General features: G+C 49.9%; 19 protein-coding genes. All 19 read left to right on the top strand.

The window, feature by feature from the left end; genetic code table 11:
• The first annotated feature begins 171 nt into the window (after positions 1–171).
• Positions 172–1,617, top strand: coding sequence for a glycogen synthase GlgA (glgA, locus tag DWZ45_RS10920; protein ID WP_022358456.1), 1,446 nt, complete (start codon positions 172–174; stop codon positions 1,615–1,617).
• A 77-nt stretch (positions 1,618–1,694) separates the two neighbouring features.
• Positions 1,695–2,156: a divergent PAP2 family protein gene (locus tag DWZ45_RS10925; RefSeq protein ID WP_117796491.1), complete on the top strand. Its 462-nt coding sequence runs from the start codon at positions 1,695–1,697 to the stop codon at positions 2,154–2,156.
• Between the two features lie 99 nt (positions 2,157–2,255).
• Positions 2,256–2,912, top strand: a complete 657-nt coding sequence (locus tag DWZ45_RS10930; protein ID WP_118469080.1) for a Maf family protein — start codon at positions 2,256–2,258, stop codon at positions 2,910–2,912.
• A gap of 215 nt (positions 2,913–3,127) precedes the next feature.
• Positions 3,128–4,123, top strand: coding sequence for a peptidylprolyl isomerase (locus DWZ45_RS10935; protein WP_107000783.1), 996 nt, complete (start codon positions 3,128–3,130; stop codon positions 4,121–4,123).
• A gap of 149 nt (positions 4,124–4,272) precedes the next feature.
• Complete coding sequence (locus DWZ45_RS10940) at positions 4,273–5,133, top strand: energy-coupling factor transporter ATPase (RefSeq protein WP_118469121.1); 861 nt, start codon at positions 4,273–4,275, stop codon at positions 5,131–5,133.
• A 2-nt stretch (positions 5,134–5,135) separates the two neighbouring features.
• Entirely contained in the window at positions 5,136–5,999 is an 864-nt protein-coding gene (locus DWZ45_RS10945) for an energy-coupling factor transporter ATPase (RefSeq protein ID WP_118469081.1), read from the top strand.
• On the top strand, positions 5,996–6,796 hold the full coding sequence (locus tag DWZ45_RS10950) for an energy-coupling factor transporter transmembrane component T (RefSeq protein ID WP_118469083.1): 801 nt from the start codon (positions 5,996–5,998) through the stop codon (positions 6,794–6,796). The genes DWZ45_RS10945 and DWZ45_RS10950 overlap by 4 nt, the downstream gene beginning before the upstream one ends.
• A gap of 150 nt (positions 6,797–6,946) precedes the next feature.
• Positions 6,947–7,849 (top strand): LysR family transcriptional regulator, encoded by a 903-nt coding sequence (locus DWZ45_RS10955; RefSeq protein WP_107000780.1) that lies wholly within the window; start codon positions 6,947–6,949, stop codon positions 7,847–7,849.
• 170 nt (positions 7,850–8,019) lie between these two features.
• Positions 8,020–9,645, top strand: a complete 1,626-nt coding sequence (gene nikA, locus DWZ45_RS10960) for a nickel ABC transporter substrate-binding protein (protein ID WP_118469085.1) — start codon at positions 8,020–8,022, stop codon at positions 9,643–9,645.
• Positions 9,646–9,656: 11 nt separating this feature from the next.
• On the top strand, positions 9,657–10,598 hold the full coding sequence (opp1B, locus tag DWZ45_RS10965) for a nickel/cobalt ABC transporter permease (RefSeq protein WP_118469087.1): 942 nt from the start codon (positions 9,657–9,659) through the stop codon (positions 10,596–10,598).
• Entirely contained in the window at positions 10,598–11,422 is an 825-nt protein-coding gene (opp1C, locus tag DWZ45_RS10970; RefSeq protein ID WP_107000778.1) for a nickel/cobalt ABC transporter permease, read from the top strand. The genes opp1B and opp1C overlap by 1 nt, the downstream gene beginning before the upstream one ends.
• Positions 11,419–12,156 (top strand): ABC transporter ATP-binding protein, encoded by a 738-nt coding sequence (locus DWZ45_RS10975; protein WP_243023476.1) that lies wholly within the window; start codon positions 11,419–11,421, stop codon positions 12,154–12,156. The genes opp1C and DWZ45_RS10975 overlap by 4 nt, the downstream gene beginning before the upstream one ends.
• Complete coding sequence (locus DWZ45_RS14670; RefSeq protein WP_243023477.1) at positions 12,119–12,274, top strand: hypothetical protein; 156 nt, start codon at positions 12,119–12,121, stop codon at positions 12,272–12,274. Before DWZ45_RS10975 ends, DWZ45_RS14670 begins: the two co-directional genes overlap by 38 nt.
• Positions 12,262–13,044, top strand: coding sequence for a dipeptide/oligopeptide/nickel ABC transporter ATP-binding protein (locus tag DWZ45_RS10980; RefSeq protein WP_117796485.1), 783 nt, complete (start codon positions 12,262–12,264; stop codon positions 13,042–13,044). Before DWZ45_RS14670 ends, DWZ45_RS10980 begins: the two co-directional genes overlap by 13 nt.
• Before the next feature lie 50 nt (positions 13,045–13,094).
• Entirely contained in the window at positions 13,095–14,096 is a 1,002-nt protein-coding gene (locus tag DWZ45_RS10985; protein WP_118469089.1) for a succinylglutamate desuccinylase/aspartoacylase family protein, read from the top strand.
• Between the two features lie 156 nt (positions 14,097–14,252).
• Positions 14,253–15,284, top strand: coding sequence for a tRNA pseudouridine(38-40) synthase TruA (gene truA / locus DWZ45_RS10990; protein ID WP_118469091.1), 1,032 nt, complete (start codon positions 14,253–14,255; stop codon positions 15,282–15,284).
• 2 nt (positions 15,285–15,286) lie between these two features.
• Positions 15,287–16,714, top strand: coding sequence for a sodium:solute symporter family protein (locus DWZ45_RS10995; protein WP_118293461.1), 1,428 nt, complete (start codon positions 15,287–15,289; stop codon positions 16,712–16,714).
• A gap of 61 nt (positions 16,715–16,775) precedes the next feature.
• A complete protein-coding gene (locus DWZ45_RS11000; protein WP_117796482.1) occupies positions 16,776–18,092 on the top strand; it encodes a HAMP domain-containing sensor histidine kinase in 1,317 nt (438 codons plus the stop codon).
• Between the two features lie 75 nt (positions 18,093–18,167).
• Positions 18,168–19,532 (top strand): sigma-54 dependent transcriptional regulator, encoded by a 1,365-nt coding sequence (locus DWZ45_RS11005; protein WP_107000771.1) that lies wholly within the window; start codon positions 18,168–18,170, stop codon positions 19,530–19,532.
• The last annotated feature ends 74 nt before the right edge of the window (positions 19,533–19,606 follow it).

The raw sequence follows: 19,606 nt of genomic DNA on the forward strand, positions 1-19,606 counted from the left end.
GTACTATGCAAAATATCCAATTCAGAAAATACAGTCTGCAAATCGGAACTATTTGTCATATATTTCCCGATTTTTTTCTCTGTCGCCTACTTTCTAATTCCCTGATTCTATTGTATAATAATTTTAATAGGGTGCCAGATCGCGAGCGGGCACGGTTGGGAGGTAGTAGCTATGAAGAATATTCTGTTTATTGCATCGGAGGCGGTTCCATTTATCAAAACAGGAGGTTTGGCAGACGTTGTCGGATCCCTTCCAAAATGTTTTGATAAGCAGTATTTTGATGTGCGTGTCATGATCCCGAAGTATCTGTGCATCAAAGAGTCATTCCGCAATGAAATGAAGTATGTGAACCATTTTTATATGGATTATCTGGGACAGAACCGGTATGTGGGCATCCTGGAATATGAATATGAGGGCGTGACCTTCTATTTTATTGATAATGAGAGTTATTTCTGGGGTGACCGCCCGTATGGGGACTGGTATTACGATCTGGAGAAGTTTTCCTTCTTCTGCAAGGCGGCTCTCTCATCCCTGCCGGTGATCGGCTTCAAGCCGGATGTCATCCACTGCCACGACTGGCAGACGGGACTTATCCCGGTGCATCTCAAGGACAAATTCCACGGCGGCGAGTTCTTCCGGGATATCAAGTCCGTCATGACGATCCACAACCTGAAGTTCCAGGGGGTGTGGGATGTGAAGACAATCCAGCATTTCTCTGAGCTGCCGGACTACTATTTTACACCGGATAAGCTGGAAGCTTACAAAGACGGCAATATGTTAAAAGGCGGCATCGTATACGCGGATGCGATCACGACGGTCAGCAACACCTACGCGGAGGAGATTAAGACTCCGTTCTACGGCGAGGGACTGGACGGCCTGATGCGTGCGAGAAGCAACAGTCTGCGCGGTATCTTAAATGGTATCGATTACGATGAATTTAATCCGGAGACAGATAAACGGATCGTACAAAATTATAACGCAAAGACATTCCGCAAGGAGAAATCCAAGAATAAAAAGGCGCTGCAGGCGGAGCTGGGACTGGCGCAGGACGAGAAAAAGTTCATGATCGGTATCGTCTCCCGTCTGACCGACCAGAAGGGACTTGACCTGGTACAGTGTGTGATGGATGAGATCTGTACGGAAGATGTACAGCTGGTTGTGCTGGGAACCGGAGATGAACGGTATGAAAATATGTTCCGCCACTATGACTGGAAGTACAATGATCGTGTTTCCGCTAATATTTATTATTCGGAAGATATGTCGCATAAGGTATATGCAGCCTGTGACGCATTCCTGATGCCGTCGCTGTTTGAACCATGTGGGCTGAGCCAGCTCATGGCGCTTCGCTACGGAACCGTGCCGATCGTTCGTGAGACGGGTGGTCTCAAGGATACTGTATGGCCATACAATGAATACGATGGAACCGGAACAGGATTTTCCTTTGCTAACTACAATGCACATGAGATGCTCGACTGCATCCGCTATGCAAAATACATCTATTATAATAAGAAGCGCGAGTGGAATAAGATTGTAGACCGCGGCATGGCGGCTGATTTTTCCTGGCAGACATCGGCTGGAAAATATCAGGAATTGTATGACTGGCTGATAGGATATTAATGACGAACCGAGTGATTTAGGACAGTGGCATATGTGTGGAAGAAAACAGAGGAATTAAGATAGTACAGGAGAGAAACATGACTTTTTTTCAGGAATTGACATCAAACCAGACGCTGATGACCGGCGTGACCGGGTGGGTGGTCGCCCAGGTGCTCAAGACGATTCTGGACATCGGGCTGAACCATTCGTTCAACCCGGAGCGTCTGATTGGATCCGGCGGTATGCCGAGTTCCCACTCATCCACTGTATGTTCGCTGGCAACGGCGGCGGCGCTGCGGTACGGAGTGGGAAGCTTTGAATTTTCCATCAGCTTTATTCTGGCGATGGTTGTTATGTATGACGCGATCGGTGTCCGGCAGGAGACAGGAAAGCAGGCAAGAGTTCTGAACCGCCTGCTTTTCGATGATTTCCTCAAGCTGGACGGCGTGGTATTACAGGAAAAATTGAAGGAATACGTGGGGCATACGCCGATACAGGTAGCAGCAGGCGCGATTTTAGGCATTTTGATTGCATTTATTCTCGATCCGATGTTCATATAACGAACATCGGATCTTTTCATTTTGGCTGATAGATGGTATAAATATAGGGATAACGTGTATTTAAGCGTTAAATGAAACTGAGGAAATGAGAACAGAACAATGGAACAGAGAAGAGACATAGAAAATATCAAACCAGCCTGCCGGTTAATTCTGGCGAGTGCGTCTCCGCGCCGCAGGGAGCTTTTGGAGCGGATTGGGCTGAAACCGGAGATTCATCCGAGCACTTTGGAGGAAAATCCGCTCTGTACGGAACCGGCGCAGGTTGTGATGGAACTGGCGGGACAGAAGGCGCGCGATGTGATGGCGCAGGTGCGTGAGGAGGCGCGGACGACGGGAATCCTATTTTCCGGGATTATCATTGGTTCCGATACCGTTGTCAGTGTGGATGACGAGATTTTAGGAAAACCGGCGGATCGGGATGAGGCGCTTGAGATGATCGGACGGATCCAGGGGCGCAGCCACAGTGTATACACGGGCGTGGCGATCCTGACTGAGGATCGGGAGAGCTGCTTTGCGGTTGAGACGCGGGTGGATGTATATCCGATGAGCGATGCGGAGATCGAGGCGTATGTAGACTGCGGCGAGTCGATGGACAAGGCGGGTGCATACGGCATTCAGGGAAGTTTTGCCGCGCATATCCGCGGAATCGATGGTTCTTACACGAATGTGATGGGGCTGCCGGTCGGAAGGCTCTATCAGGAATTGAAGCGGATCTGCCCGGAGAAGATAGAAGATCTGCTCAAGCATACGGCCTGAGGTGGATGGCGGATGGAAAGAAAGTTACTGTTCACGGGTAGGCACTTTTGGAACCGAAAGTGCCGTAAGAAAACGTGGTGGCAGACCGTGAACCAGAGTGGAAGGATTGACAGAACGCAGCGCTGCTGGTCATATGTGTGAACAGTAATAAATCAGCCGCTCAGAGAGAATATGTGACAGGAATTGCTAAAATATGCAGGAGAAAGGGAGTATCCATGCAGAAACAGAAAAGGAAGACAAACCATATCCACCGGGCGGCGTGTGCCCTGCTTGCGGGGCTGGCGCTCAGCCTGGGGCTTTTGACTGGATGCGGCTCGGACGGCAGCACGATCGTGGTGGGAAAGAAGAATGAAAAGGGTTATTCCCGCGCGGAAGTGATGGTGATTGCCATGACGGAGAAAAAACGCTATGAGGAGGTCTGTACGGATCAGATCTGGGGCGTTTCAGTTGGAGAAAAGGGCGATGATTTTGAAACGTATCTAAAAAAACAGATCCGTTCGTTTATGGATGAGCTGAAAATCATGAACCTGCTGGCAGCCGATCGGGGGATTTCCCTGACTTCAGAGGAGCGGGCGGCGATGGACCGGGCAGCAGCCGAGTATTTTGGGCGTCTGCCGCAGTCGGCGATTGACTCGATGGGCGTGACAGAGGCGGATGTCCAGCATATCTATGAGGATTATGGTCTGGCGGAGAAGCTGGCGGGACAGCTCACGGACAATGTGGCGCTGGAGGTCAGCGACAGTGAGGCAAAGGTGATCCATGTCAGTCAGATAAAGACATCGGATGAGAGCGAGGCAGACGCCTTCCAGCGGGCGGCATCGCAGGAAGATGCCGATTTCCAGTCCTGTGCCGAGGAGGCGGGGCTGACGGTGAGTGACCGGGTGCTGGGGCGCGGTGATGAGTCGGATGCCTATGAGAAAGAGGCATTTTCCCTTGCCGAGGGCGCAGTCAGCCAGGTGATCCATGCGGACGACGCGTACTATGTGCTCAAATGTACGGACGATTACGACGAGGACGAGACGGCGGCGCGCAAGGAGCGCATCTACGAGGAGCGGAAAAAACGCGCCTTTCAGGAGATCTACGACCGGTTCAGCAATACGATCTCCGTTTCTTACAGCAGCGGGCTCTGGGACAGTCTGGATCTGACCTCGGAGTTCGAGAAAAATGACGCGGATTTCTTTGAAATTTACGCGGAATATGCGATCAAATAGGTAGTCTGTACCTGGGGCGGGCAGACAAAAAGTAAACTTATTTTCAAAAAAAGATAACAATTCGGAACAACCGCTTGACTACCGGGGAAAATTCTTCTACAATGAACGGTAATGTCCGGTCAGGCGGACATACTGTGGAGGAAAAATACATGAATATCATAAAAGCGGTCAATCTTGTATTTGATTATATAAGACGCGATGAAGAGGGGCAGGTAGAGGAAGTAAAGCGCGCCCTGGATCATGTGAATCTGGAGATTGAGAAGGGCAGCTTTGTGGCGATCCTGGGACACAATGGTTCCGGCAAGTCCACATTTGCCAAGCAGATCAATGGCATTTTGAGCCCGACCGACGGTACGCTTTTTGTATCGGAGATGGATACGAGGGACGAGGCGCATCTGTGGGATATCCGCAAAAATGCGGGCATGGTCTTTCAGAACCCGGATAACCAGATCATAGGAAATATAGTGGAAGAGGACGTCGGATTCGGTCCGGAAAATATCGGAGTTCCGACCGAGGAGATCTGGAAGCGAGTGGATGAGAGCTTAAAGGCAGTCGGGATGACGATGTACCGCAAGCAGTCCCCGAACCATCTGTCCGGCGGACAGAAGCAGCGTGTGGCGATCGCGGGTGTCATGGCGATGAAACCAGAATGTATCGTGCTCGATGAGCCGACGGCGATGCTTGATCCGAACGGACGCAAGGAGGTTATCCGCACCGTCCATGAGTTAAACCGGGCGGAAGGAATCACGATGGTGCTGATCACCCATTATATGGAAGAGGTGGTCGATGCAGACCGCGTGATCGTCATGGATGACGGTCATATCGTGATGGACGGCACGCCGAAGGAGATTTTCTCCCGCGTGGAGGAGCTAAAACAATACCGGATGGATGTGCCGCAGGTGACGGAGCTTGCGTGGGAGCTGCAGAAAAAGGGAATGCCGCTTCCGGATGGAATCCTTCGTAAATCGGAGCTTCTGGACGCACTGGTACCGATTTTGAAAGAGGAATAGAGATGGCAATACAGGTAGAAGATTTGTGCTACACCTACGGCGAGGGCACGGCGTTAGAGCGCCAGGCATTAAAGCACGTAAGTTTTGAGATTCAGGACGGCGAATTTGTCGGTCTGATTGGTCATACCGGATCGGGAAAATCGACCCTGATTCAGCATTTAAACGGTCTGATCAAGCCGACCAGCGGCGACATTAAGTATCAGGGTGTCAGCATTTACAGCCAGGGTTATAAATTAAAGGATCTGCGGAGTAAAGTGGGGCTGGTGTTCCAGTATCCGGAGTACCAGCTCTTTGAGGCAGATATTTTTACAGACGTCTGTTTCGGACCGAAAAATCTGGGGCTTCCGCAGGAAGAGGTGGAAAAACGTGCCCGCCATGCCTTAAAGCTGGTCGGCATGGATGAAAAATTTTATAAGCAGTCCCCGTTTGAACTTTCCGGCGGACAGAAACGCCGCGTCGCGATCGCGGGTGTACTGGCGATGCGTCCGGAGATGATGATCCTCGACGAGCCGACGGCGGGACTCGATCCGCAGGGGCGCGATGAGATTTTAGGTCAGATCGAGCGCCTGAACCGGGAGCACGGGCTGACGATTTTGGTGGTTTCCCACAGCATGGAGGACATGGCGCGCTACGTGGACCGCATCATGGTCATGAACGACGGCGTGAAGATGTTTGACGATACGCCGAAGGAGGTATTCCGCCATTACAAGGAATTAGAGGCGATCGGTCTTGCCGCGCCGCAGATCACTTATGTAGTGCAGGGACTTCGGGAGCGCGGGATTCCGATCGACGACGCGATCACGACGGTAGAAGAGGCGTGGGAGGCGATTCTGGCGCTGTATAACAAGCGGAGGGAGAAACAATGATACGGGATATCACAATCGGACAGTATTATCCGGTCGAATCAGTGGTTCACCGGCTGGATCCGCGTACCAAGCTGTTTGGAACGCTGATCTACATTATTTCATTATTTTTCGCGGATAACCTGCTCTGCTATGCGGTAGCGACCGTATTTCTGGCGATGGCGGTCCGCGCCTCACGCGTACCATTTAAATTTATCGTGCGAGGACTCAAGGCGATCGTGTTCCTGTTACTTATCAGTATCAGCTTTAACCTGTTTCTGACAAATGGACGGGTGATTTTCCAGATAGGGTTCTTAAAAGTGACGCATGAGGGCTTGCGATTGGCAGTTTTCATGGGTCTGCGCCTGATGTATCTGGTGATTGGTTCCTCTGTCATGACGCTGACGACGACCCCGAACCAGCTCACGGACGGCTTGGAGAAGAGCCTTGGATGTCTGAACCGTCTCCATGTGCCGGTGCATGAGATCTCGATGATGATGTCGATCGCGCTGCGCTTTATCCCGATCCTGATTGAGGAGACGGATAAGATCATGAAGGCACAGATGGCGAGAGGTGCTGATTTTGAATCTGGCAATCTTGTACAGCGGGCAAAGAGCATGATCCCGATTCTGGTACCGCTTTTCGTATCGGCGTTCCGCCGCGCGACGGATCTGGCGATGGCGATGGAGGCGCGCTGCTACCGGGGCGGAAGTGGGCGGACCAAGATGAAGCCGCTGCATTATGAGAGGAGAGACCGGATTACCTACTTGATTCTTCTGGCTTATCTGGGAATTGTGATTGTACTGCGGATCGTTTTTTAGCGAAAAAGGGGTTACTGTCCGCGGGTAGGCACTTTTGGAATCGAAAGAGAGGTGCATAGGCTGCGCAAGCTGTGTGCCTCTTGATTTTTGTATTCTGGTTAGTTGCAGCTAACATAAGGTGGAATGGAGAACAACAGAAGGAGGACTTCAATGGAATTAAAACAGCTTGAATATTTTATGGTTGCCTGTGAAAAAGGCAGTTTTAATCAGGCAGCAGAATGCCTATACACATCCCAACCAAATGTCAGCAAGGTGATCGGGATGCTGGAACAGGAGCTGGGGCGTGCGTTATTTGAGCGGACAAGCAGAGGGCTCAGGGTTACCCCATATGGAGAAACGGTCCGGGAGTATGCACACAATATTTTAAATCATGTGAGTCTTATTAACTCGCTGGCAGAAGATACGCAGGAACGGAAATTTACCGTTTCTACCTACCCGAGCAACATGATTGCGAGGCTTCTGACAGATTTTTATAAGAAATATGGCTGCGAGTGCCAGATTTCCCACCGGGAAGGCAGTGTGGAGGAGATTAGTGATCAGGTATCCCAGGGAATTTCGGAGTTGGGGATTGTGTATGTAGCACAGAAACAGGTTCCGGCATTCCGGCATATTTTGTCCCACAAAAAATTGTCTTTTCAGGAACTGGATGTCAAACCTGCCTGTGTTTATGTGGGACCAAATCATCCGCGTTATGAGGATGAGAGTATCGATTTTACCGAGCTTCCGCAGTTAAAATTCGTCAGCGGAATCCGGGATTTTTTCTCAATGGAGCATCATTTAAACCATGTGAGCCTGGGAGCGATCAGCACGGATATGCTGAATACGGTTGTACATACCAATAGCGATCATATGACAATGAATCTCCTGATGCAGAGCGATATCTGCAGCCTGGGAATTGATTTTTTATATGAGGATTATAAACAATATCCAATCCGTAATCTGAAGATCCGGAATAGTGAACCATTTCTGGTAATCGGATATATTTACCAGAATGAAGAAAAGCTGAGTGCGGAGGCAGCGTGGTTTTTAGAACATTTCAAAAAAATGCTTTAATTGTTTAGATATAACAAATCGTTATAGCAATCCCCCTGTAAAACGATAGTGGTTAGTTGTGCGTAACTATGTTATCCTTTTATCTGCCGGTAAAAACGAATTGTTTTAACAAAGTAGATAAAAGAAATGCAGGCTTTCAAACCTGCGTCAGGCATAACAGGAGGACATATATGAAAAAAAGTAAAAGACTCATAGCGGCAGCTGGTGTTCTTTCCATGGCTGTCTTGGCTGGATGTGGCGGAAACGCTTCAAACAGTACAGAAGGGACAAAATCAGAGCAGAGTGCATCGGCAGAGAGCACGAAGGATGAACTGGTATTTGTTAATTATCGGGATATCCGTGATCTGAATCCACATCTGTATGCAGGTGAAATGTATGCACAGGAAATGCTCTACGAGACCTTAGTCAATATTACAGAAAATGGGTATGAGGGCTGCCTGGCAGAGAGCTGGGATATCAGTGAAGATGGAAAGACCTACACGTTCCACATCCGTGATGGAGTGAAATTTTCGGACGGAGAGGTGTGTGACGCCAACGCGATCAAGGCAAACTTTGATGCAATCATTGAAAACAAAGATCGTCACACCTGGCTGGAAATGATGAATCTTCTGGTTGGGGTTTCGGCTCCGGATGATAAAACCTTTGTGATCGAACTGTCGGAGCCGTACTATCCTCTGCTGACAGAGTTGGGAGTTACCCGTCCGTTTGCAATGATTTCTCCGAAGGCGATGAAGGACGGAAGCACAAAGGATGGCGTAAACGAATACATTGGAACAGGTCCATATGTCCTGACCGATTTTGTGACAGATGAGTATGCAGTATTTGAAGCAAACGAAAACTATTGGGGGGAGCAGCCGTCCATCAAAAAGATTACGGTAAAAGTAATACCGGATAATCAGACGCGTATCATGGCACTGGAAAAAGGGGAAATTGATCTGATTTTCGGTAAAAATATGATTGATGCGGATGCAATTAACCAGTATACGGGAAATGACAATTTTACGGTTGCGTTATCGGATCCGACCTCGACCCGGCAGATTGTACTGAATACAACCCGTGATATTCTGGATGAGAAGGAAGTGCGTAAGGCACTTCAGCATGCGACAAACAAAGCAGCGATTTCAGAAGGTATTTTTTATGGTCTGGAACAGCCGGCGGATACACTGTTTGCATCTACCGTTCCTTACTGCGATATCAATCTGCCCCCATATGAGTATGATGTGGAAGAAGCAACGAAGATGCTGGAGGAAGCAGGCTGGACGTTGGCTGGAGACGGCGTACGTGAAAAAGACGGCCAGAAAATGGAACTGGAGCTGCTTTATAACAGCGATAGTGTGACGGAAAAAGCGATTGCGGAGTACCTCCAGAGCGAATACCAGAAGCTGGGTGTCTCCCTGAACATTCATGGAGAGGAAGAACAGTCTTACCGTGATAGTATGAAGGCTGGAAACTTTGACATGGTATTTAATATCTGCTGGGGAACTCCGTATGACCCGCAGTCCTCCCTGGCGGCGATGCGCGCTCCGGTTTATGGAGATTTTGCGGCACAGCAGGGACTGGAAGATAAGGCAGATATCGATGATGCGATTACAGAGATCCTGGTTTCCACGGATGAAGAGCGCCGTCAGGAGCTGTATACATTTGTGCTGACCCGTCTGCATGAGGATGCGGTCTATATTCCGCTTACTTATGAGTGCAATAAGGCAATCTACCGTTCGGATCTGCAGGGCTTCCATTTTACGCAGACTCAGTATGAGGTTCCGTTCGCTGATTTCTATTTTGGAGAGAAGAAATAAAGGAAAAATAAATGAAACAATATATCATAAAACGAATCCTGTCGGCAATTCCGCTTCTTATTATCATTTCGTTTGTGTGTTTTGTGTTTATTAACCTGATACCATCCGATCCGGCGGAGGTGGCACTGCGCATCCGCCAGGTACCGATTATTACAGAAGAAGCGGTGGCACAGGTAAGGGCGGAACTTGGATTGGACAAACCATATCTGATACGATATATTTCCTGGCTGGCTGACTGTCTGAGGGGAGATTTTGGAATCAGTTACGTCAATCCGAGCCGTACAGTTGCGGGCGAACTGATGCGCTGTCTTCCGGCGACTCTGCAGCTTGCGGGTGTATCGTTTGTGATGGTTCTGGTACTGAGCATTCCGATTGGAGTGCTCTGTGCCGTTTATAAGGATGGTGTGTTTGACCGCATCATGCGGGCGATTGTTTTTATGACAACGGCGATGCCTGCATACTGGGTAGGGCTTCTTCTGATCTGGCTGGTTTCGATCAAGCTGGATCTGCTTCCAACGAGCGGAAGCGGGAGCTTTAAACACCTGATTCTGCCATCGTTTACGGTATCATTGAGTTATATATCGACGTATATCCGCCTGATCCGCAATAATATGTTGGAAAACATGAAACAGGATTATGTTCTCTATGCCAATGTGAGAGGCATTCCAAACCGGCAGATTCTTCTTAAACACATTTTGAAAAATTCGATGCATACTTGTATTGTAGCGATCGGAATGAGCATACCGCAGCTGATTTCCGGAACGCTCGTCGTTGAGAATGTATTTGCCTGGCCGGGGCTTGGGACACTCTGTATCAGCTCGATTTTTAACCGGGATTATCCGGTGATCCAGACGTATGTGCTATTGATCGGAGTACTATTTGTCGGATTTAATTTATTATTTGATATTCTTCAGACAATTTCAGATCCGCGTCTTAGAAAGGAGAGTCATTGATGGTAGGACGATTGATTCGAAACCGGGCGGCCGTTGGAACGATTGGTCTGGTGCTTATCGTGGCGCTCATAGGGATCTTTGCACCGTTTATCGCACCGAATGATCCGTATGCAACGGATATTTTAAATAAATTTGCCGGATTCAGCCAGCAGTATCCACTTGGTACCGATAATCTGGGACGGTGTATTTTGTCGAGAATGATTTATGGAATCCGTCCGACGCTGGGGCTGGCAGTCCTGACCATGCTTGGAACGATTGGCCTGGGAGCGTTGATGGGACTTTTGGCAGGTTATTTCCGCGGGATCGTGGAAGAGGTGATCATGCGCACAGTCGATGTAATGCTTTCATTTCCGAGCCAGATCATGGTGTTTGCAGTGGTAGCCCTGTTGGGAATCAGCGTGCAGAATGTAATTCTGGCCAATGTGTTTATTAAATGGGCCTGGTATGCGCGGATGATCCGGACAGGTGTTATGCAGTATCGTGACCGGAACTTTGTGCGCTTTTCACGATGTATAGGAACACCAGAATCTTTTATATTATTTCGCCATCTTGTACCGTCAATTGCGGCAGATCTGGCAGTTTTATCCTCTCTGGATGTCGGATGGGCGATTATCAATATTTCAACCCTCTCATTTCTGGGACTGGGTGTACAGGCACCGACACCGGAATGGGGAGCGATGCTGAGCGAGGCGAAGAATGTCCTCACCAGCAATCCGGTACAGATGCTGGTTCCGGGAATTGCGGTGGTAATTCTGGTAGCAGCGTTTAACCTGATGGGAGATGCCCTGCGGGATGTGCTGGATCCGAAGGAGGTGCAGAAATGAGCCTGAATCATGAGCGGGTGCAGCCGATTCTGCGGGTGGATGGACTGAATGTAGAACTGAAAATCAGAAATAAACAGAAAAAATTGGTCGAGAATGTAAGCTTTGAGGTAGAGCCGGGGCAGTGCCTGGGTATTCTGGGAGAATCCGGAAGCGGAAAAAGCATGACGGTAAAAGCAATTCTGGGACTTCTGGACCGCCAGTTCCGGATAGAAGGACAGGCATGGTTTGAGGGAAAGGATCTATGCCGGGCAGGACGGGATGAACTGCGGCGGCTGCGTGGGCAGAAGATAGGCATGGTTCTCCAGAATCCGATGACCTGCTTTGATCCACTTTACCGGATTGGAAGCCAGATGGCCGAGACCTTTGCAGCCCATACAGATTGGGATCGGGCAAAGATCCGGGAGATTTCCCTGGAAGTATTGGAAAAAATGAGAATTCATAATCCGGAGGAAGTGCTGGGGCAGTATCCACACCAGCTTTCCGGAGGAATGCTTCAGAGAATCATGATTGGGCTGGCACTGGCGATGAAGCCGGCACTTCTGGTGGCAGATGAACCGACAACGGCAATCGATGCCATCACCCAGGCTGAAATTTTGAAGGAATTTCAGCGGATCAAGGAAGAAAGTCATACGGCGATGATATTTATCTCCCATGATTTGGGGGGCGGTTTCGAAGATTGCGGACGAGATCGTCGTGATGAATGGAGGAAAACTGGTCGAACAGGGCGATTTTGAACATATCTTAAGGCATGCAAAGGATCCGTATACACGGATGCTTGCAGAGACACGGCGCTCGGTCATGGAGCGCTACCGGCTTTGCCTGGATAATCAGGAGGAATTATGCTTGAATTAAAAGATATATGTGTCAGCTTCCGGAGTGAGCGTCAGGATAAATTGTTTGGAACCTCCAGGGACCAGGTGCTGTTTGACGTATCTTTGCAGGTGGAAAAGGGAAGCTGCCTGGGGATCTTAGGAGAAACCGGAAGCGGAAAATCGACGGTTGGACGTGTCCTTTGCGGACTTTTAAAACCGGATTCCGGGCAGGTGCTTCTGGATGGGGAGGAGATTTATCGAAACCGTCAGGGGAGAAAGAATCTGCAGAAGAAAATCAGTATTGTTTTTCAGGATTATACAACCTCGGCGAACCCGCGTTTCCGTATACGGGATATTCTGGCGGAGGGACAGCGGGCAGCAGCACGTAAAAAGGGAATCCGGAAGCTTTCAAGAGAGAAAATAAAAAAAGGTGCCGGAGAGCTGATGGAGATGGTGGGACTAAGTGCAGATTTTCTGGATCGATATCCCCATGAATTGTCCGGCGGTCAGCTCCAGCGAGTCTGCATTGCCCGGGCGGTAGCCTGCGAACCGGAGATAATTCTGTTCGATGAGGCGATTTCATCTTTGGATGCACATACGCAGGTGCAGGTTATGGATCTGCTTATAGATTTAAAGGAGAAACTGAATCTGACGTATGTATTTATTACGCATGATTTGACGTCGGTTACCTATCTGTGCGATGAGGTGCTGTTTTTATACCGCGGACATATCACAGAATGCCGTCCGGTCCGGGAGCTGGGAAAGACAACGGATGAATATGCGCGCAGGCTGCTGCAGGCGATCGTTTAGATGGAATTGAGTAAAAGGAGCAGAAAAGTTCTCAGAACAGGAAATAGAACATGAAAATATATGAAACGAAGGTGGAGGCAGGCACGAAGCAGTGGCTGAAAATTCCGGTGGATGAGGAATGCAGCCTGAAAGCGGCGGCTTTCTGTGGTTCAAGACCGGGAAAACGGTTGATTGTTACAGCGGGGGTACATGGCTGTGAGTACATAGGAATTCTGGCAGTTTCCCGTCTGATTCAGGAACTGGATCCGAGGCAGATGAAGGGAGAGGTTGTATTTCTTCCGATTGCTAATGAAGGTGGATTTTATAAGGAAATCAAGCAGCTGGTACCGGAGGATGGTGTCAATTTAAATCGGGCATTTCCGGGAACGGAAATGGGAAGCCGGTCAGCGAAGATAGCAGCAGCTGTGGAAACGTATCTGTATCCAGATGCGGACTTCCTCGTGGATCTCCATAGTGGAGATATTCACGAGATGGTAGTTCCGTTTGCCTTTTTTCCGGTGGCAGCAGGCGAGACGGTAGAAAAAAAGGCGGCTGCAGCGGCAAGAGCGCTGTCTTTGTCGTGGAGAGTGGCATCAACGGCGAAAAATGGTCTGTACAGCTGGGCAGCGCAGAAAGGAATCCCGGCTCTTCTACTAGAACGGGGCGGACTGGGACGTTGGACAGAACGGGAGGTGGATGCATATCGGATAAACCTGTATGAACTGCTGGTTCATCTGGATATTTTGCCAGAAAGTATTCTGGAATCAGTCAAAGGAATGAATTTAAAAGATTCAGAAAGCTCCCCGGAATCAGAGGTACTTCCATCCGGGAAAATAGAGCAAAGGGAGATTCGGATCATGCGCTATCTGGAGGCACCGGGAAATGGATTCTGGTATCCGGCTATCCGGGAAGGAAGCTGCCTGAAAAAAGGAGATTTACTGGGAGAAATCCGGCGGCTTGACGGCAGCCTGATGTATCGTTATGAATCAGAGCTTGACGGCATGGTCTTTTACTATACCTTGTCACTGGGGGTAAGTGAGGGAGAACCGCTGGTAGCATATGGGAAATGTTAAGAAAAAAGCATCTTTGGATGAAAGGATCCAAAGATGCTTTTTGCATAGGAAAAGACGGTCAATGAAAAAATATCTGTCAAAAAAAGGGGATTATATGGTATGATAAATAGCAGAAAATATATTTTTGAGGATAAATATAGAAATAGAGGAATATATATGAGACGAATTAAACTGGTGGTCTCCTACGATGGAACCGCCTACTGCGGGTGGCAGCTACAGCCCAACGGAGTCACGATCGAGGAAGTGTTAAACAAGGCGCTTTCTTCTCTTTTAAAAGAGGATATCCAGGTCATCGGGGCGAGCCGGACGGATTCGGGTGTCCATGCGATGGGAAATGTGGCAGTTTTCGATACCGAGAGCCGGATTCCGGGGGATAAGATCTGCTTTGCACTCAACCAGCGCCTGCCGGACGATGTGCGGATCCAGGCGTCGGAGGAGGTGCCGCTTACCTTCCATCCACGCAAGGCAAACTGCGTGAAAACCTATGAATACAAGATTTTGAACCGCAAGATCGATATGCCGCTGCAGCGCTTATACAGCTATTTCTGCTATTTCAATCTGGATTTAGAGAAAATGCAGAAAGCGGCATCCTATCTCATCGGCGAGCACGATTTTAAGAGCTTTTGTACGGTGCGGACCCAGGCGGAGGAGACGGTGCGGACCATCTACAGCTTAGATATCACCAAGGTAAATGACCTTATTACCATCCGGATCAGCGGCAGCGGCTTTCTCTACAACATGGTCCGCATCATCGCCGGGACGCTGGTTAAGATCGGTATGGGCGTTTACCCGCCGGAGAAGATGGAGGAGATTCTGGAGGAGAAAAACCGGGCGGCAGCAGGTCCTACGATCCCGGCACGCGGGCTGACGCTCGTAAGTCTGGAGTACGAAAAAGAGCTGGCACCGTACCTGGAGGGCGAAAATAAGCACTGGCACTATGTGCTCGATCAGAGAAATGTCCCGGAGAAAGGGCTCGCCTACCTCACGATCGAGCGCTGTGAGCCGGAAGAGCTTGACGGTGTGCTGCGTCGCGTGATCCATCAGGCATACCGAAATGGTGCGAAACAGGTATTTGTGCGGGATACGTTTGGAGAAGAGGGGAGCATCTGCGGATATTACCGGCTGAGACGGCAGCCGGAGACGGAAGAAGGCTGGCTGGAAGCCGTCTACGAGGGTGAACATCAGTGAGTATGAGTAGAACATTTGATTATCTGGTCTGTTTCAGCGTCTATTCGCTGATTATCCTGATCATAGGAAAATCATCGTTCGGTGAGAGCGATTCGATTGGGAAATTTTTTATCGGAGAACGGAAATGCGGGTTCTGGCGGCTGTTTTCCACCTTCGTCGGGACCTGGGTGTCCGCTGCGACCATTCTGGGATACACGGGCAATGTTTTTGAAAATGGAACCTCCGTGATCGCTGTGACGGTTATCCCGTGGTTCATCGGCGCGGGGCTGCTGTATCTCATCAGCGGTCGTATCTATGACTGCGACATGCTCACGATCCCGCAGTTTATCGGGGAGCGCTACCATTCCCGCTTTCTGCGGACCTGCTGTGCGCTGCTGCTCTCGGGCGGTTACGTTTTTTATCTGGTGATCCAGATAAAGGGATTTGGAATTGCGGCGGCGACGCTTTTAAATATTGATTATAAAGTTGCAATTTTTTTGGTTTATCTGTTTATTCTGTATTCTACCTTTGGAGGATTCAATTCAGTTACCAAGACGGATGGCGGCAACCTTATCATGCTCACGATCAGTATAGTGGTTGTCTATTTTGTCGTGGTCGGAGGAATAGAGGGAAGCGGATTTCTGACAAACGCGGAGGTGTTTAGTCGAAATGCGGCGGGCAGCGGGACGGACAGTTTTGGAAATCTGATGAAAGATTACAGCCTTACCATGTACCTCACGATGTTTTTTGGCTGGGGTATGGGGCTGGCAGCGAACCCACAGTATCTGATCCGGATTGTGGCGGCAAAGAGCCGTGAGACGGCGCGGAAAGTCCTGATCTGTTCGCTGGTGTTCTTGACATTTTTTTATTTCTGCCTGACCCAGATCGGTCTGGGGCTTCGGATCCTGTTTCCTTATCTGTCCTATTACTTCGGATCAGACGATATTTTTGTCTACGCAATTAATTATTTGCTCCGATCGCGGTTCAGCGGATTTTTCTTAATCAGCGTGATCGGCGCGTGCATGTCGACGGCGAACTCGCAGCTGCTTCTGATTGGCTCGATGATGTCCTACGATGTGGCGGCGCAGTATGGAAAATGGAAGAAAACAGAGGACCGTATCCTGGGGCTGACGCAGCTCTTTATCTTTCTCGGCGGAACGCTGGCGCTTCTGCTCTCCTTAAATCCACCGTCCAACAGCCTGTTTTTCGGCGCGGATATCTGGGGATTGTTTTCAGCAATTCTGACGCCACTTCTCTACGGCACGCTTTATTATAAGCGGGCAACGAGGACGGGCGCATGGGCGGCATTTGTGACAGGGGTAACCGGGACGGTGCTGCTTCAGCCACGCGAGCTGCCGGTTTACTGGGGATTTCCGGTGACGCTGTGTTCGACCCTGGTTTTTGTCCTTGCCCCGGTGCTGGAGAGTATATGGAAAAAACGTGCTTGCTAAAGGCGGGCATTTGGAAACATGAAGCTGTCAGACAACAGCGAGAAGGAGGCGAAAACGAGCGATGAATAAATGGCTGAAACGTCTTTCAAATTGGTTTTTCCAGATTGAAAATGAGGTCATGATTCCCTTTGTTCTGGTGGGAATCCTTGTCATCGGAAGTTTCAGCGTGATTTCCTATTATAATGGCTACACGATGCAGAAAAACAGCGAGCTGGAGCTGGCGGATACGCTGTTTGAGGATGTAAACCGCGATCTGCATTTTCTGGAAAAGCGTCTGCCGGAGGAGGAGATCGCGGAAAAATACCGGAATTTTGAGCGCGGGCGGATTCGGATTCTGGATCGTGACGGTGAGGAGATCACGGCTGGAACCCGTTGGGAAAACACATCGGTACTGGCAGTCAGCAAGGGGGACAATCCATTTGGCTGGCGGCTGGAGTACCGGATGGATGAGAGAATATTCGGGGAACGCATCTTAGAGCAGCAGAGCTATTTGGTAGTCGGCGCGATCGCGTCGCTGATTCTCATCTGCCAGGCAAGCATTTTCATTTCCCACAGTATCACGCGCCCCATCCGCCGGATGAGCCATACCTGTAAGGAAATCGAGGAAAACAAGGGCAGTTATCAGAAATACCGTTTTGAGGCGGTCAGCCGCCACGACGAGATCGGACAGCTGGCGGTTACCTTTGAGGGGCTGCTCAAAAACATGGATAATTACACGAAAATGGAATATACCAGCCGGATGGCAGCGACGCTGGCGCATGAGATCAAGAACCCGATCGCGGGCATCCGCTCCGGCATTCAGCTTTTAAAGGGCAGGACGGTCAAGGACGGCGATAAAATGCTCTGTGACAGCATGATCCATGAGATCGACCGTGTCACGGCGCTGATCATGAACCTTCTGACTTTGTCAATCCGGCGTGAATCACCGAAAACGGAGATTTCTGTGACCGGTGTTTTAAAGGAGATCGGAATGATCTATGCGAAAGGACCGGACAGCCGCCGCGCATCGCTTTTTGTGGAGGCAGAAGAGGGACTGAGGGCGTGTCTCAATGAAAATGAGTTTCGCCAGATCATTCACAACCTGATCAGCAACAGCCTGAGGGCGCTGGTACCGGACCGCGAGGGACAGATTAAGCTTATGGCAGCCGCGCAGGAGAAAGAAGTGATTGTGACGGTGCGGGACAACGGAAAAGGCATGACGGAGGAAGAAGTCTCCAAGGCGCTGGAACCATTTTATACAAAGAGCATCAACGGAACCGGGCTTGGGCTCTCAATCGTGAGCCGCCTGGTGGAGTCAAATGGAGGAACGATGGAGATCGTGAGCAAGCCGGGGGTAGGGACAGACGTGGTTTTAAAATTTCCGGGGAAAATGGTATAGTGTGACCATTTAATGAGGTATTTCACGAATTTAGTATTTAGAGTATAATGTTATGAAACAGGGAGGAGGATGCACATGGATCGAATTTTGATTGTGGACGATGAATTTCTGATTCGCTATACACTGGAGGAAGGACTGAAAGACAGGGGATATGACGCCTATTCAGCCGCAACCGTCGAGGAAGGGCTGGAGTTTGTCAGGAAATATCATCCGGGTGTGCTCCTTCTCGACAATCTCCTCGAAAACAGTGTCGGGATGGATGAGATTGTCAATTTCAAAAATGCAGATGAGGAACTGCAGGTCATCATGATGACGGCGTACGGTTCCGTCTCCCAGGCGGTTGAGGCGACGAAGCGCGGTGCATATGATTATATTTTAAAGCCGTTTGATGTGGATGAGATCGATATGCTGATCAAGCGGTGTCTGGAGCAGAAGCGCAACCGGGATTCACTCGTCTTCCTGAAAGGCGATGTGCCGCAGTTTTTAGGTGTCAGTGAGGCAGCTGCCCGGATCCGGCACCTTATTCAGGTGCTTGGGGAAAATTTGTCGGTCAATGTACTCCTGCGCGGGGAGACGGGAACGGGCAAGGAAGTTGTGGCGCGGCAGATTCATGCGAACAGCGCCCGCAAGGATAACCTGATGGTACGCATTAACTGCGGTGCGATTCCGGAAAATCTGATGGAGAGCGAGCTCTTTGGCTACGAGCGCGGCGCGTTTGCGGGGGCGCTCAAGACGAAAAAGGGCTTGATTGAGCTGGCGGACGGCGGTACGGTCTTTTTGGACGAGATCGGCGAATTGCCGATGGCGATGCAGACGAAACTTCTGACCTTCCTGGATGACCGGAAATTTAAGCGGATCGGCGCGCTGGAGGACACGGCGGTTGATGTTCGGATCATTGCGGCGACGAACAGAAATCTCGAGGAGGCGATCAAGGCGGGGCAATTCCGGGAGGATCTGTTCTACCGGCTGAATGTTATGCAGATCGAGATTCCGCCGCTTCGTGACCGGCGCGAGGATATCCCGGTGCTCTGTGACTATTACCTTGACTATTATAATAAAGCCTTTGCCCGCAATATTGAAAAAGTGGATCCGGATTTCATGCGGGAGCTGCTCTTGTATGACTGGAAGGGCAATGTCAGGGAGCTTAAAAATATTTTTGAGCGCTGTTTTCTCTTCAGCCAGGGAAATATCTTGGAAAAACACGTGGAGCTGGCGCCGGTCGAGCGGGAGGCAAGGCCGGAGAGCGGGGACTGCATCTATCTGAAAGATCTGAAAAAAGGACCGATCGACCTCGAGCAGGAGGTCGCGGCGCTGGAGAAACGATATATGTCGGAGGCGTTGAAACTTTCCGGCAATAACCTGACGCGGGCGGCGGCGCTGCTCGGTGTCACCCGGTTCTCAATGAAACGGAAGATGGAGCGGGAAGACGGGGAGAAGTAGAAAAAGCAGAAAAACTGTATCAGGAGGAAGGACGAAAACGGTTGTCTGGTAAACCGGGTGCAGGAATGAATGGT

The organism is Clostridium sp. AF32-7AC, from assembly GCF_003477925.1.
In the GTDB taxonomy this organism is placed as follows: domain Bacteria; phylum Bacillota; class Clostridia; order Lachnospirales; family Lachnospiraceae; genus Otoolea; species Otoolea fessa.

Excerpts from the sequence above, each read along its gene's own strand:
- DWZ45_RS14670 (WP_243023477.1), top strand. The coding sequence starts at position 12,119 with ATGAATGGAGGAAAACTGGTCGAACAGGGCGATTTTGAACATATCTTA.
- DWZ45_RS10955 (WP_107000780.1), top strand. The coding sequence starts at position 6,947 with ATGGAATTAAAACAGCTTGAATATTTTATGGTTGCCTGTGAAAAAGGC.
- DWZ45_RS11005 (WP_107000771.1), top strand. The coding sequence starts at position 18,168 with ATGGATCGAATTTTGATTGTGGACGATGAATTTCTGATTCGCTATACA.
- DWZ45_RS10935 (WP_107000783.1), top strand. The coding sequence starts at position 3,128 with ATGCAGAAACAGAAAAGGAAGACAAACCATATCCACCGGGCGGCGTGT.
- nikA (WP_118469085.1), top strand. The coding sequence starts at position 8,020 with ATGAAAAAAAGTAAAAGACTCATAGCGGCAGCTGGTGTTCTTTCCATG.
- glgA (WP_022358456.1), top strand. The coding sequence starts at position 172 with ATGAAGAATATTCTGTTTATTGCATCGGAGGCGGTTCCATTTATCAAA.
- DWZ45_RS10940 (WP_118469121.1), top strand. The coding sequence starts at position 4,273 with ATGAATATCATAAAAGCGGTCAATCTTGTATTTGATTATATAAGACGC.
- DWZ45_RS10930 (WP_118469080.1), top strand. The coding sequence starts at position 2,256 with ATGGAACAGAGAAGAGACATAGAAAATATCAAACCAGCCTGCCGGTTA.
- DWZ45_RS10985 (WP_118469089.1), top strand. The coding sequence starts at position 13,095 with ATGAAAATATATGAAACGAAGGTGGAGGCAGGCACGAAGCAGTGGCTG.
- DWZ45_RS10945 (WP_118469081.1), top strand. The coding sequence starts at position 5,136 with ATGGCAATACAGGTAGAAGATTTGTGCTACACCTACGGCGAGGGCACG.
- DWZ45_RS10995 (WP_118293461.1), top strand. The coding sequence starts at position 15,287 with ATGAGTAGAACATTTGATTATCTGGTCTGTTTCAGCGTCTATTCGCTG.
- DWZ45_RS10950 (WP_118469083.1), top strand. The coding sequence starts at position 5,996 with ATGATACGGGATATCACAATCGGACAGTATTATCCGGTCGAATCAGTG.
- DWZ45_RS11000 (WP_117796482.1), top strand. The coding sequence starts at position 16,776 with ATGAATAAATGGCTGAAACGTCTTTCAAATTGGTTTTTCCAGATTGAA.
- DWZ45_RS10925 (WP_117796491.1), top strand. The coding sequence starts at position 1,695 with ATGACTTTTTTTCAGGAATTGACATCAAACCAGACGCTGATGACCGGC.
- DWZ45_RS10980 (WP_117796485.1), top strand. The coding sequence starts at position 12,262 with ATGCTTGAATTAAAAGATATATGTGTCAGCTTCCGGAGTGAGCGTCAG.
- truA (WP_118469091.1), top strand. The coding sequence starts at position 14,253 with ATGAGACGAATTAAACTGGTGGTCTCCTACGATGGAACCGCCTACTGC.
- opp1C (WP_107000778.1), top strand. The coding sequence starts at position 10,598 with ATGGTAGGACGATTGATTCGAAACCGGGCGGCCGTTGGAACGATTGGT.
- opp1B (WP_118469087.1), top strand. The coding sequence starts at position 9,657 with ATGAAACAATATATCATAAAACGAATCCTGTCGGCAATTCCGCTTCTT.
- DWZ45_RS10975 (WP_243023476.1), top strand. The coding sequence starts at position 11,419 with ATGAGCCTGAATCATGAGCGGGTGCAGCCGATTCTGCGGGTGGATGGA.